The organism is Melioribacter sulfuriphilus (assembly GCF_052656625.1).
Window position 1 is genome coordinate 585 of record NZ_JBQXXK010000010.1, and the last position, 12349, is coordinate 12933.

General features: G+C 39.1%; 11 protein-coding genes. 5 read left to right on the forward strand and 6 right to left on the reverse strand.

Annotation, left to right across the window (positions count from 1 at the left end):
- Positions 1-503: 503 nt before the first annotated feature.
- The gene (locus tag ACUN8G_RS12870) at positions 504-1814 is read right to left on the reverse strand and encodes a TrpB-like pyridoxal phosphate-dependent enzyme (protein ID WP_437345346.1); all 1311 of its coding nucleotides are present in this window, start codon (positions 1812-1814) and stop codon (positions 504-506) included.
- A 244-nt stretch (positions 1815-2058) separates the two neighbouring features.
- Complete coding sequence (locus tag ACUN8G_RS12875) at positions 2059-3999, reverse strand: chemotaxis protein CheW (RefSeq protein WP_437345347.1); 1941 nt, start codon at positions 3997-3999, stop codon at positions 2059-2061.
- Between the two features lie 225 nt (positions 4000-4224).
- On the opposite strand from ACUN8G_RS12875, the gene ACUN8G_RS12880 reads away from it, so the two are divergent.
- Both ACUN8G_RS12880 and ACUN8G_RS12885 read left to right on the forward strand, forming a co-directional pair.
- Positions 4225-6513 (forward strand): glycosyltransferase family 4 protein, encoded by a 2289-nt coding sequence (locus ACUN8G_RS12880; RefSeq protein ID WP_437345348.1) that lies wholly within the window; start codon positions 4225-4227, stop codon positions 6511-6513.
- Between the two features lie 15 nt (positions 6514-6528).
- Positions 6529-7497: a glycoside hydrolase family 130 protein gene (locus tag ACUN8G_RS12885; RefSeq protein WP_437345349.1), complete on the forward strand. Its 969-nt coding sequence runs from the start codon at positions 6529-6531 to the stop codon at positions 7495-7497.
- Between the two features lie 107 nt (positions 7498-7604).
- Here the strand turns inward: ACUN8G_RS12885 and ACUN8G_RS12890 are convergent, their stop codons facing one another.
- Both ACUN8G_RS12890 and ACUN8G_RS12895 read right to left on the reverse strand, forming a co-directional pair.
- On the reverse strand, positions 7605-8024 hold the full coding sequence (locus tag ACUN8G_RS12890; RefSeq protein WP_437345350.1) for an archease: 420 nt from the start codon (positions 8022-8024) through the stop codon (positions 7605-7607).
- Between the two features lies 1 nt (position 8025).
- Positions 8026-8481, reverse strand: a complete 456-nt coding sequence (locus tag ACUN8G_RS12895) for a hypothetical protein (protein WP_437345351.1) — start codon at positions 8479-8481, stop codon at positions 8026-8028.
- A 122-nt stretch (positions 8482-8603) separates the two neighbouring features.
- On the opposite strand from ACUN8G_RS12895, the gene ACUN8G_RS12900 reads away from it, so the two are divergent.
- Positions 8604-10112, forward strand: coding sequence for an NTP transferase domain-containing protein (locus ACUN8G_RS12900; protein WP_437345352.1), 1509 nt, complete (start codon positions 8604-8606; stop codon positions 10110-10112).
- A gap of 39 nt (positions 10113-10151) precedes the next feature.
- On the opposite strand, the gene rpsT is transcribed toward ACUN8G_RS12900, so the two are convergent.
- Entirely contained in the window at positions 10152-10418 is a 267-nt protein-coding gene (rpsT, locus tag ACUN8G_RS12905) for a 30S ribosomal protein S20 (RefSeq protein ID WP_437345353.1), read from the reverse strand.
- Between the two features lie 133 nt (positions 10419-10551).
- On the opposite strand from rpsT, the gene queE reads away from it, so the two are divergent.
- Positions 10552-11190 carry a 7-carboxy-7-deazaguanine synthase QueE gene (gene queE / locus ACUN8G_RS12910; RefSeq protein WP_437345354.1) on the forward strand — a complete coding sequence of 213 codons (639 nt, stop codon included), beginning with the start codon at positions 10552-10554 and terminating at the stop codon, positions 11188-11190.
- Positions 11190-11606: a 6-pyruvoyl trahydropterin synthase family protein gene (locus ACUN8G_RS12915; protein ID WP_437345355.1), complete on the forward strand. Its 417-nt coding sequence runs from the start codon at positions 11190-11192 to the stop codon at positions 11604-11606. The genes queE and ACUN8G_RS12915 overlap by 1 nt, the downstream gene beginning before the upstream one ends.
- Here the strand turns inward: ACUN8G_RS12915 and ACUN8G_RS12920 are convergent.
- Positions 11592-12335: an SIR2 family NAD-dependent protein deacylase gene (locus ACUN8G_RS12920; protein WP_437345786.1), complete on the reverse strand. Its 744-nt coding sequence runs from the start codon at positions 12333-12335 to the stop codon at positions 11592-11594. The two genes, ACUN8G_RS12915 and ACUN8G_RS12920, sit on opposite strands and share 15 nt — an antisense overlap.
- Between the last annotated feature and the right edge of the window lie 14 nt (positions 12336-12349).

Below are 12349 nucleotides of genomic sequence, written 5' to 3' on the forward strand. Positions count from 1 at the left end.
TTCGACAGGCTCAGCAACCGCAGATTTCTAAACTCGTTGAGTAGAACGAAGTTCGTATCGAAACGAGCTCAGGCGGTCGTTTCGATATGTTCTTCTATTGAAGAACACTCAACGACCGCAGGATGCAGCTGCTCGTCGAGTAACACGAAGTGCATATCGTAACGAGTTCGTAGCGGTTGCTTCGACAAGCTCAGCAACCGCTGCGTGAGTCAAATTGCACTTTATTAAAACTACATGAGATTGCTTCGTCCGCCTTCAGCGGGATTCGCAATGACAGAATGAGTCATCCAGTCTTTGCGAGCGAACGGAGTGAGCGAAGCAAACTCAAACAAATGCTTCTTTAGATTACTTTGTCATCCCCCCGCCTATGGCGGGGGGACTCCTCGTAATGACATTTACTGAATTGTCTTTGTGAGACAATGATGTAAACTATTTAAATCCCTCGTCTTTGCAAATTAACAATTCAACTAATTCGTTTTGCGTTCATAAACGAAATTAATTCCTCAGGCACCGTTCAATTTATTTTCCAGATACAGCTCGTATGCGCCGAGATCAAGAAATCCATGACCAGATAAATTGAACAATATTGTTTTAGCCTCGCCTGTTTCTTTACATCTTAACGCCTGTTCAACAACTTCTTTGACGGCATGAGAACTTTCGGGAGCCGGTACAATTCCTTCTGTTTGTGCAAAGATTTGTGCAGCTTTGAACACTTCGAGCTGTTCGTAAGCAGAAGCTGAAATAATTCCTTGATTATAAAGTAGGGAAATCGAAGGTGCCATGCCGTGATATCTAAGTCCGCCTGCATGAATTTTAGGTGGTATAAAATCATGACCCAGAGTATACATTTTCAACAAAGGTGTCATTCCCGCTTCGTCACCGAAGTCGTACTCGTACTTGCCTTTCGTTAAAGATGGGCACGATGCAGGTTCAACTGCAATAACTTCGAGATTCTTTTTAGCACCACTGAGTTTATCCTTAACAAACGGGAATGCTATACCGGCAAAGTTACTACCACCACCGGCACATCCAATAACGATATCGGGATAGTCGTCAACCATTTCCATTTGTAATTTGGCTTCTTCACCGATAATGGTTTGATGCAACAAAACATGATTCAATACGCTGCCCAGACTGTAATTAGTATCGTCACGCTGCACTGCAACTTCAATTGCTTCGCTTATTGCAATACCAAGCGATCCTGGTGAATCAGGGTCGGCTTCGAGCACTTTTCTACCGGCGTTTGTTAAATTTGTCGGACTTGCATGAACAGTAGCACCGAACAATTTCATGAATGTTCTTCGATACGGCTTTTGGTTATAACTAACTTTCACCATAAAGACCTCACATTCCAGTCCAAAGTGTTTACAAGCCATCGAAAGAGCGCTGCCCCATTGTCCAGCACCAGTTTCAGTTACCAGCTTTTTAATACCTGCTTTCTTATTGTAATAAGCCTGCGCATAAGAAGTATTTGTTTTATGACTGCCAGTCGGATTTGCACCTTCATACTTAAAGTAAATCTTTGCAGGCGTGTCAAGTACTTTTTCGAGATTTGCCGCACGAATTAAAGGCGTAGGTCTACTAATTCGATATAAATCTCTCACTTCATCGGGAATTTCGATATACCTTTCGGTAGATACTTCCTGCATAATTAAGTCCATTGGGAAAATAGCCGATAAATCCTCCGGTCCGGCAGGTTGTTTTGTAACAGGATTTAAAGGTGGATCCATTGGCACTGGTAAATCTGCAAGAATATTGTAATAATGGGTGGGCATTTTCGATTGCTCGAGAAAAACAATTTTGTTGTCCGACATTTTTTAACCTCCGTTTAATTTAGTGTAGAATAAAAATCCATATAACAAAAAAGCCGTGAACGGTTCTACCATCCACGGCTTTAATGACATAAAAATATTTAAAGTCCTAGGACGGCAGAGAAGAATATCTCCACCACCACCAGAACAAATTAACAAAAGCGATATTTAAATTTAGTTTCATTTGACTGCAAAGATAAATTTTAACCGATCAATAGTCAATAAAAAATAAAGCGTGTGAACTTCTTCATCCTGCCTTCTGATATTTCTCTGGCTTTAGGATTATTCCCATGTTGAGAAGTATAAAGATTGCTGACTCAGTTTTAGCCAGCGCCATTATATACTCGTCGCTGTTGCCATTGCCAAAGTCGGGAGCATTTTCGATTTCTGAAGCTTTTACATCGTAGACCGCCTCTACTTCGTCGACTATCAAACCGACTCTTATCAATAAGCCATCGACTTCATCTTCGACAATTATAATTCGTGTTTTATCGTCGTATTCTTTTTCAGGCATGTTAAGTTTTAATCTCAAATCGATTACAGGAACTATATTTCCTCTTAAATTAATTACGCCTTTTACATAAGACGATGTATTTGGGACAGGAGTAATCGGGAAAAGGCGAATTATTTCGATAATTTTCAGAATCTCAATACCGTAATGTTCATTTCCAAGTGTGAAACGGAGATATTTACCTTCCATATTAAGTACCGCTTTGGTTTTACTATCTCTTTGGCCTGAATTGCCCTTAACGAGGAGGGCTTTTGCTTTCGATGCCAGGTCGATTTCGCTTACATAACTTCTTGCCGCTGCCTTGTCGCTACCGTTGCATACTTGATCGGCAAACCGTTTATCGACAAATTTATTCAAGTCGATAATCGACCCGATTCCCATTTTATCGTGCATGTAATGTTGAATAAAATCGAGGTCCTGAACAACCGGATATAAATTATTTGTTTTGATCCCTTTCGGCTCGGTCAGTACATTTTTGAGAATGGGCACTTTCAAGCCGAGTTCTTTTTTCGGATCCAGGAATTCAACCGCAATTTCTGCTGCCGTCGAAGGTTTTTGTTCGATAAACTTGCCGCTGTAGACGAGCATTTCAGTAAACTCTTTCACAGCTTCCGGATAATTATTGATCAATTCTTCCTGAAATGTAACCACGCAGCAGGGGTGATTTTCCCACAGTTCGCTCGATAGAAATTGAAGTTCGGCAATTCCAGAAGCAATGGCTTTTGTACCGAGCGGCTCGGCAACTAAATAACCACTTGCATCGGGATTGCCTGCCAGAAATTCGGGCATCTTAATGGGTGCCACTACTTCGAATTCCACATCAACACCTTTTTGTCCCGTCACGCCCGGATTCAGTCCAATATTCTTGAAGAAAATATGCCCCAGCATATTATGAATCGACATAGTATGAGGAATATAGAAAGACTTTCCACGAAAGAAATCCGCACCGTGACTTTCCTCTTCTCCCGTCTTATTCCTTACACAGCAACTTCCGTTTTTATGTGCGAATAATACTAATTTTAATGGCACACCGTAATTATATAGATCCATTGCAAGCGGCGCCAGTATGAAGGCAACATCAGCAGAACCTTCTTCGAGCGCTTTTGCAACTGCATTCCACGAGGGCATACATTCTGTTTCCAGCTCAAAATGCTTTGGATTTAATTCCCCCTTCTTAATTAAATGCTTCATTACCCCGAGTGTGAGATGGTCTGTAATCTGAATATGGATTGCTTTAATTCTCACCTTTCCATTGCTTGTCAGGCGGGACTCTTTCTTTTTATTTTTATCTTCGGTTTTTATTCCGAAGGCTTCGTTTATCTTTTCCTGAAGTTCATCCTTATTAAAAGGTTTAGAGATAAAACTGCTAACTCCAGCTTCGTTGGCTTTTTCGACCTCTTTTTTTTCGCCTCTTCCTGTAGCCATCAAAAATGGGATTTTTGAAGTAGATTGGTTTTCTCTAACCCACTTCAGCAATTCAAAACCATCCATCTGTGGCATATTCCAGTCGCTTATAATCAAGTCGACTTCCGGATTATCCTTGAGATACTCAACGGCATGGACACCGTTTTCTGCTTCTACAATATTTACATATCCGAGTGAATTTAATGTTTTGATTTCCATTTGCCGCATAACGCCGGCATCTTCGACAAGGAGGATTCTGATATTTTTATCCATAGACTACCCTAAATTGAGAATTTTCCGCATTTAACTCTTATAACTAATTCAATCTGCTTTTATTATCGGATGGCTGGCAATTTTTTTTAATCGATTGATCTCAGCAGTCATTTAAATTTTATCAGAGATTTTTCAGGAACCTAAAATTATACTCAATTTTAAAAAAAACCGACATTTCATTTTTATTTACCGACAGGAATTATTTCACAAACGAAGGGGTACTCTATGTTAGGACAGCATAATATCAACAAAATTGCATTTGTCGGTAATTATCTCCCCCGACAATGCGGCATTGCCACTTTTACTTATGACCTGTACAATTCTATTTCTGAACAACACCTTTATGCTGGTAGATTTGTGGTAGCTATTAGTGATCGAGATAAGAAATTTGATTATCCACCTGAAGTTCGCTTTGAAATAATTAAACAGGACATCGATACCTACAGGAAGGCAGCAGACTTTTTAAATTACAACAATGTTGATGTCGTTTCTGTCCAGCATGAATTTGGTATTTTTGGAGGCAACGCCGGCAGTCATGTTCTTGCATTGATTCGCGATCTTAAGATGCCGGTTGTAACCACTCTTCATACAATACTTTCAGAACCAAGTGTCGAACAGCGGCGTGTAATGGAAGAGTTGATTGCTTATTCCTCTCGTCTCGTTACTATGACAGAAAAGGGTAAAAAGTTTTTAGAAGAAATTTATAATGTGCCTGTAGATAAAATTGATTTGATTCCACACGGTATACCCGACATGCCATTTGTAGACCCGAATTTCTATAAAGATCGTTTTGGAGTTGAAGGTAAATACGTACTTCTGACATTTGGACTTCTTTCGCCTGGCAAAGGTATCGAATACGTCCTGAAAGCATTGCCTAAAGTAATTTCGAAATTTCCCAATCTCGTTTATATTATTCTCGGTGCAACTCATCCAAACATTATAAAAGAACAGGGTGAATCGTATAGAATGAGTCTTGAAAGATTGGCTTACGACCTGGGTATAAAAAATCATGTTATTTTCTATAATCGTTTTGTCGACGCCGAAGAACTTAAAGAATTTATTGGTGCCGCCGACATTTATATTACACCTTACTTAAATAAAAATCAGATTACTTCCGGTACTTTATCCTATTCTTTTGGCTGCGGCAAAGCTGTAATCTCAACTCCATACTGGCATGCGGAGGAATTGCTGGCAGACAATCGCGGTATACTTGTACCTTTTGCTGATGACGAAGCAATTGCCAGTGAAATAATTAAATTACTCGAGGACGAACCACTTCGGCATTCGATTCGCAAAAGGGCTTATATGCTGGGTCGCGAAATGGTATGGAGCAATATCGCACATTATTATTTGAATTCTTTCCAGAAAGCAAGAAGACAAAGGGCAATAAAATCGAACGGATATTTCCCCGTAAAAACCTTGAGTGAAAAACGAATGGAATTGCCCTCATTTAATTTTAATCATCTAATAAATCTATCTGACAGTACAGGAATTTTTCAGCATGCTTATTATACGTTCCCGCGCTTTGAAGATGGATATTGCCTCGATGACAATTCGCGCGCATATTTATTGACAGTTCTACTCGATGAACTCGGCATAGCTGACGAACAGATTTATAGACTTGCTTCAAGTTATGCTTCTTTCATCAATTTCGCTTACAACCCGGATAAAAAACGCTTTCGAAATTTTATGGACTTCAGTCGCAAATGGCTTGAAGAAATAGGTTCTGACGACGCACAGGGAAGAACCATCTGGGCTTTGGGCGCAAGTGTTGGTAGATCCACTAAAAATTATTTCAAGGTTTGGGCGCACCAATTATTTAACGAATCGATCAATTCAATTACAGAGCTTACTTCGCCGCGAGCATGGGCTTTTGCTCTACTTGGAATCAACGATTATTTGAATAAAATGAGCGGCGATAGACTGGTTTTAAATATTCGTGAAATACTGGTAGATAAACTCGTCACTCTCTATAAAAACTGCGCCGACGAAAACTGGAAATGGTTTGAAAATATACTCGCTTATGACAATGCACGACTATCACAAGCTTTAATATTGAGTGGACATGCAATGAACAATTCCGAGACGAAAAATATCGGTCTTGAATCTCTAAGGTGGCTGATGGAAATTCAAACCAGGGAGAAAGGATATTTAAGACCGATTGGCTCAGAAGGCTGGTACACAAAGAATGGCAAGAAAGCCAATTTTGATCAGCAGCCTGTTTCAGCTTACGATGCAGTTTCGGCTTGTGCCGATGCGTATCGTATAACCGGTGATGAATACTGGTACAATATGGCAAAAACAAGTTTTGAATGGTTTCTCGGAAGGAATGACCTGGGTTTGCCACTATATGACCCAAATTCCGGCGGATGCTACGACGCCCTTCATGTAGATCGTATTAATCTTAATCAAGGTGCTGAATCTACATTGTCGTTTCTTTTATCTCTTACGGAAATTTACAGAATTGAAAACATGATAAAAACATTTGAAAGCATTAATTCTTTTCATAAATAAAAAAGGGAGCTCGTTATGAGAAAGTCCAGAAAAGAATTATTTAAACGTTTTCCCGATAACCCAATTATTACAGTTAATGATTTGCCGTATGAAGCAAATTCAGTTTTTAATTGTGGTGTTACAAAAGCAGGCGACGAAATTATTCTTTTAATGCGAGTTGAAGACAGAAGGGGAATTTCGCATTTGACTGTAGCCCGCAGTAAAGATGGGATATCGAACTGGAAAATTGATGATAAACCGTCAATTGCACCTGAACCCGAAAAATTTCCAGAAGAAATATGGGGCATCGAAGACCCACGAATAACATACATCGACGAATTGAAAAAATACGCCATTACATACACAGCATATTCAAATGGGGGACCGTTAGTTTCGCTGGCAATGACGGAAGATTTCAAAACCTTTGAAAAATACGGTGCAATTCTTCCGCCCGAAGATAAAGACGCCGCTTTATTTCCCATAAAATTCAACAACAGATGGATTATGATTCATCGCCCCATAATTTCAACACCTCAGTCGGCTGCGCATATGTGGATATCGTATTCTCCCGATTTAATTCACTGGGGCGAGCATCGAATATTAATCAAAGCCCGTGAAGGCGCCTGGTGGGATGCAAATAAAATTGGACTTTCGCCCCCGCCACTTTTGATCCCCGAAGGATGGCTGGTTATGTATCACGGCGTAAAGAAAAATGCCAGCGGGTCACTTTATAGATTAGGCCTTTTATTACTCGATAAAGATAATCCCACAAAAGTTCTTAAACGAAGCGACGAATGGATTTTTGGTCCGCTTGAACCATACGAAACTAAAGGAGATGTGGACAATGTTGTGTTTCCCTGCGGATGGTATTCCGATGGAAAGACTCTCTATATCTATTACGGCGCTGCAGACACTTCAATTGCCCTTGCTACTGCCGATATGAACGAAGTGCGCGAATACGTTTCAAAACTTCCTGAAGCTGAATCGCCAAAGAGGTGGGGATAATTACCCCCCCCTCCTTAATTTCTTCTTTTAATTCTGAATTTTCTTTTCAAATTTTTCGATCGATATCTTTTGGTGAAAGCCTATCATTTATCCGTGTAAACAAATTTTTAGATGTCGAAAACTATAATCGTTCTAAAAATGTCTCCCGCTTTTTCGATTTTAAGATTATGAAAAGTTACGGCTTTAATTTCAATTTTAATCCGTTCAGGTTCAATCGGTCCACCTTTCAGAGAAGCTATCAGTTTAATTCCACTATCTTCTTCGATTATATCCAGAAACGGAATATCCCGACAAAACCATTTTTTTGTAAAGAGAAAATAATTCAGTTCACTTAAGAATTCGACGAGTAAAACTTCATTGGATTGTGCAGAAAGTCGAATTTCTTTTTCCTGATCGGTCGATACTCCATACGATTCAACTACAGTTTCTTTCCATACTTCGTAAGCTGTCAGGAAAATTTCTGTAATAGAATTTCCCGAAACTTCCGCAGCTATATCAGCCGTATGTTCAATAAATTTATACGGCATATCAATTCAGATAGTAACGTCCGCCGATAGCCAGATCGAGTCCCAAACTCGTAGATGGGAAAAGATTAAATACGGGTACAAATTCGAAGAAAAGATCGATTGGAATTTTATCGCTCTGGAATACCAATCCTGCCACTCCTCTTGCGCCGAATGAATTATCAGCCCCATCGACAAATCTCATTCTCAATCCAAAACCGTAATAGAAAGGAATTGAGTATCTCGACTCGAAAACGTCGTTAATATGATACAAATAATCTGCATGGAGCGAAACGGCTGTTTTTTCTCTGGCGAATGAATAAGCAATTCCTCCGTCAACTGCAGTCGACTGGGTAAGCCAGTATTTTCCATTTATCCCTGTCGGTTCCCCAATCATAATTCCAATTCCAAATCCCTCTTTCTGTGCATGAGAATTAGATATCATGAAACAGAGAAGCAGAATTGCCAGTAATTTTTTCATATAAACCCCACTGATGATTTGCAAAATTTAATACAAAAATAGTAAAAGAAATTAATTCCTTCGATAGTTTTTACTATTTTCATTAATCGAAAATTACAAAATTAACCAGTCAGAGGTTTTAGATGTCCGTCAATAATAATTTCAAGGAATTAACAGATGAATATTCGGATTCATTTGACAATACAAAAAAAGAAACAGCAATTATACTTGCTGCAGGGCATGGAAAAAGAATCAAATCGAAAGTCTCCAAAATGTTACATAAAATATGGGAAGTTCCTACAGTAGAGCGGGTTTACAATGCCTGTCAGCGCGGACTTCAAAATGCTAACACAATTCTTGTAGTCGGCATAAAAGCTGACGACGTAATTAAAACAATAGGGAAAAAAGAATCTTTAATTTATGCATATCAGGAACAGCAGCTGGGCACAGGCCACGCTGTCCAAATTGCGCTTGAAAAAATCGATGCCACTCAATACAATGGAAATGTTTTTATCTTTCCCGGCGACATGGGATTAATCGACGCTGAGACTGTTGAATTTTTCAGGAATAAATTCCTCGAATCCTCATCGGATATGATGGTATTAACTGGAATCTACGAAGGAGACATTGAGAAAAATTATTACGGCAGAATTGTGCGCGTTAAAGATAAAGATGCCGACGGCAATTCTTCTGTTAACGATAGAGGCAATGTTATTGAAATAATCGAATATAAAGATATTCTGAACTTAAGCGACACGGAACCTTATTTCACTTATTACAAAGGGAAAAAATATTCATTTACAAAACAAGAGCTCCTCGAAATAAGGGAATTCAATAGTGGTGTGTTCGCTTTTCGATTCAAACCGCTCTCGGAATTAATAAATAAAATATCGAGCGACAACGCCCAGAAAGAGATCTACCTGACAGACCTGATATCATTATTTAACCGGAATGGATACAGAGTTTCTGCCGTAACTCCAGAATCTCAGTATGTTCTTATGGGCTTCAACAATAAATCTGTTTTACGTGAGATGGACAATATTGCAAGAGAGCTGGCTTACAATAAACTGAAAGACATCGTAATGATTCACGACCCTGAAGACTTTTTTATCGACGATGCGGTTATCGATTATATACTCGAAATGGACAGGCAAGGAGAACCTCTCGATATTGAAATAGGAAAAGGTGCATATATTGGTAAAGGTGTAAAACCGAATTACAATGTTAAGTTCAACAAAAATTGTTTTTTGCTCGGCTCGATTGAACTCGGTAGGAATATTATTATTCACGATGGAGCGCATTTATCCTGTTTTGAAAATCAAAAGATAACAATCGGGGACAACACACAAATATTCTGGAACGACGTTATAAAAGGTCGGGTTAAAATCGGGAACAATTGTGCAATCGAATCTGGCGTTCGAATTACAGGCAGCGACGATTCTCCTGTCGTTATCGGGAACGATGTTACGATAAAAGGAACTACTTATATTTTTGGCACTGAAATCGGGGAGAATTTACTGATAGAACATTCCGTCTTAATAAACAAAACTGTAAAGAATCCCAATACCGATGGCTCGCTCTTTAAAGTGCGATTTTATATTCCAGAGGCGGAGGGGGTTAATGCGATTGAAGATAAAAAAGCCCACCTGTAGTGGAGGGCTTTAATCTGAAAATTCAAATTAAATAAGATTTTATTCGGCTTTGGCAGTCAATTTGTTAACAAATTTTGTCAAAGCGGCCTTTTTACGCGCAGCATTGTTTTTATGAATTCTTCCTCTGGCAGATTCTTTGTCGAGAGTCGAAACAGCTTCTTTCAAATTCTTTTCAGCTACTTCTACATTCTCGGAAGAATAGACTTTCTTAATCAACGTTTTTACTTTAGAAAGCGCGGCTTTATTCCTTTTTGTTCTTTTTTCTGTCTGACGTATTCTCTTAATTGCCGACTTATGATGAGCCATTAATCTGATTTCCTGATTTTATTAAAAAAAACGTTCGTAAATATATTTTCTTTTTCATTCTAAATCAACTCCAGAGTCCAGCTTTAATCTGACACGGGATATTATTATTTTGAGCAGTTAAAAAAAAAAGATTATGCTGAAGGTAAACGAAATATATTTTTCGATACAGGGCGAAAGCTCGCGGGCTGGAATTCCCTGCGTTTTTGTGCGTCTTACTTATTGTAATTTAAGATGTACATACTGCGATACCGAGTATGCTTTTTATGAAGGCGTTGAAATGAGTATCGAAGAAATTATCGAAAAAGTGAGTCAGTACAGCTGCAAATTAGTGGAAATCACAGGCGGGGAACCCCTCGTTCAGAAAGAATCACTCGATCTAATGAAAATATTATGCGATAAAGGTTACGAAGTAATGCTCGAAACCAGTGGCAGCTTACCCATCGACAAAGTAGACAGACGTGTTATGATTATCATGGATTTAAAATGCCCTTCGAGTAAAATGGAAAAGAAAAACCGTTATGAAAATATCAAATACCTCAAACCTGGCGACGAAGTTAAATTTGTCATCGGCGATCGAGAAGATTATGAATGGAGTCTGAAAAAAATTAAAGAATTTGAACTCGACCAGAAATGCGGCATTCTCTTTTCGGTCGTATTTGGAAAACTGGAGCCGGTCACGCTGGTAAACTGGATTCTGGAGGACAAGCTTAATGTCCGTTTTCAGCTTCAAATGCATAAATATATCTGGAAACCAGAAACTAAAGGTGTATAATGAAAATAGCAAAAGAATTCAAATGGGAAATGGGTCATCGTCTTCCTTTTCATAAAGGGAAATGCAGAAATCTACACGGTCACACATATCGCTGCATGGTTGAAATTGACGGCACAACGGATCAAAACGGCATGGTACTCGACTACTATGAATTAAAAAGAATAATCGACCCGATAATTGAAGAAATGGATCATTCTTTTATGGTCTGTTCAAAAGACACTGAATTAATGAATCTTTTAAGGTCTCTCGATAGCAAAACCGTGATTGTCGATTTTGATTCGACTGCCGAAAATATTTGTATTTATTTATTAGACAGAATAAAAAAAGCCGGACTTCCAGAGAATATTAATAAAGTGAAAGTCCGTGTGCTTGAAACCGAAAACAGTTATGCTGAAGAAGAATTAAGTTTGAGGTGATTTAATTTCGCTAACTGCTTCGACAATCAGCGGCAAAACAGTGCCTGCTTTTTCGAAAATCGAATAGTTCACCACGCTACTGATTTCTGTGGGTTCAATATTAATCTCAACAAGATATGAACCCGATTCTCTGGCGGTAAATGGTATATAAGCTGCAGGATAGACGACTGCGGAGGTACCCACAACAAAACAGATATCGCTCAAAGCTGCCGCCTCTTCGCCGCCTTTAAATTGATCCTGAGGTAGCATTTCGCCGAACCAGACAACATCTGGACGAATTAACCCACCGCATTTTTCGCACTTCGGAATACCACCCCGAAATTCTAATTCAGGCGAATTGTAAAAAGTCCTGCATTCGATACAGTAATTACGTTCGATATTTCCATGTAGTTCGAATATCTTCGATGAACCTGCTCTTCTGTGAAGATTATCGATATTTTGAGTAACTACAGTTACGTCGTAGTATTTTTCCAGCTGAGCAATAGCCAGATGAGCCGGATTCGGCTTTGTGCTGGATATAATTTCTTGACGGTGTTTGTACCAATCCCAAACTAATTTTGGATTTCTCAGAAAAGCGTCGAAGTTTGCCAGTTCTTCGGGTTTCATCTTATTCCAGATACCGTCCTGTCCGCGAAAAGTAGCGATGCCGCTTTCGGCAGAAATTCCAGCACCTGTAAAAAAAACTAACTTTTCGGCACTCCTTAGTTTCTCAATAAATTCTTCTTTCAATTCCTCGCGTTTCA

Coding starts and splice junctions, on each gene's coding strand:
- ACUN8G_RS12900 (WP_437345352.1), top strand. CDS start 8,604: ATGTCCGTCAATAATAATTTCAAGGAATTAACAGATGAATATTCGGAT.
- ACUN8G_RS12870 (WP_437345346.1), bottom strand. CDS start 1,814: ATGTCGGACAACAAAATTGTTTTTCTCGAGCAATCGAAAATGCCCACC.
- ACUN8G_RS12895 (WP_437345351.1), bottom strand. CDS start 8,481: ATGAAAAAATTACTGGCAATTCTGCTTCTCTGTTTCATGATATCTAAT.
- ACUN8G_RS12880 (WP_437345348.1), top strand. CDS start 4,225: ATGTTAGGACAGCATAATATCAACAAAATTGCATTTGTCGGTAATTAT.
- queE (WP_437345354.1), top strand. CDS start 10,552: ATGCTGAAGGTAAACGAAATATATTTTTCGATACAGGGCGAAAGCTCG.
- ACUN8G_RS12890 (WP_437345350.1), bottom strand. CDS start 8,024: ATGCCGTATAAATTTATTGAACATACGGCTGATATAGCTGCGGAAGTT.
- ACUN8G_RS12915 (WP_437345355.1), top strand. CDS start 11,190: ATGAAAATAGCAAAAGAATTCAAATGGGAAATGGGTCATCGTCTTCCT.
- rpsT (WP_437345353.1), bottom strand. CDS start 10,418: ATGGCTCATCATAAGTCGGCAATTAAGAGAATACGTCAGACAGAAAAA.
- ACUN8G_RS12875 (WP_437345347.1), bottom strand. CDS start 3,999: ATGGATAAAAATATCAGAATCCTCCTTGTCGAAGATGCCGGCGTTATG.
- ACUN8G_RS12885 (WP_437345349.1), top strand. CDS start 6,529: ATGAGAAAGTCCAGAAAAGAATTATTTAAACGTTTTCCCGATAACCCA.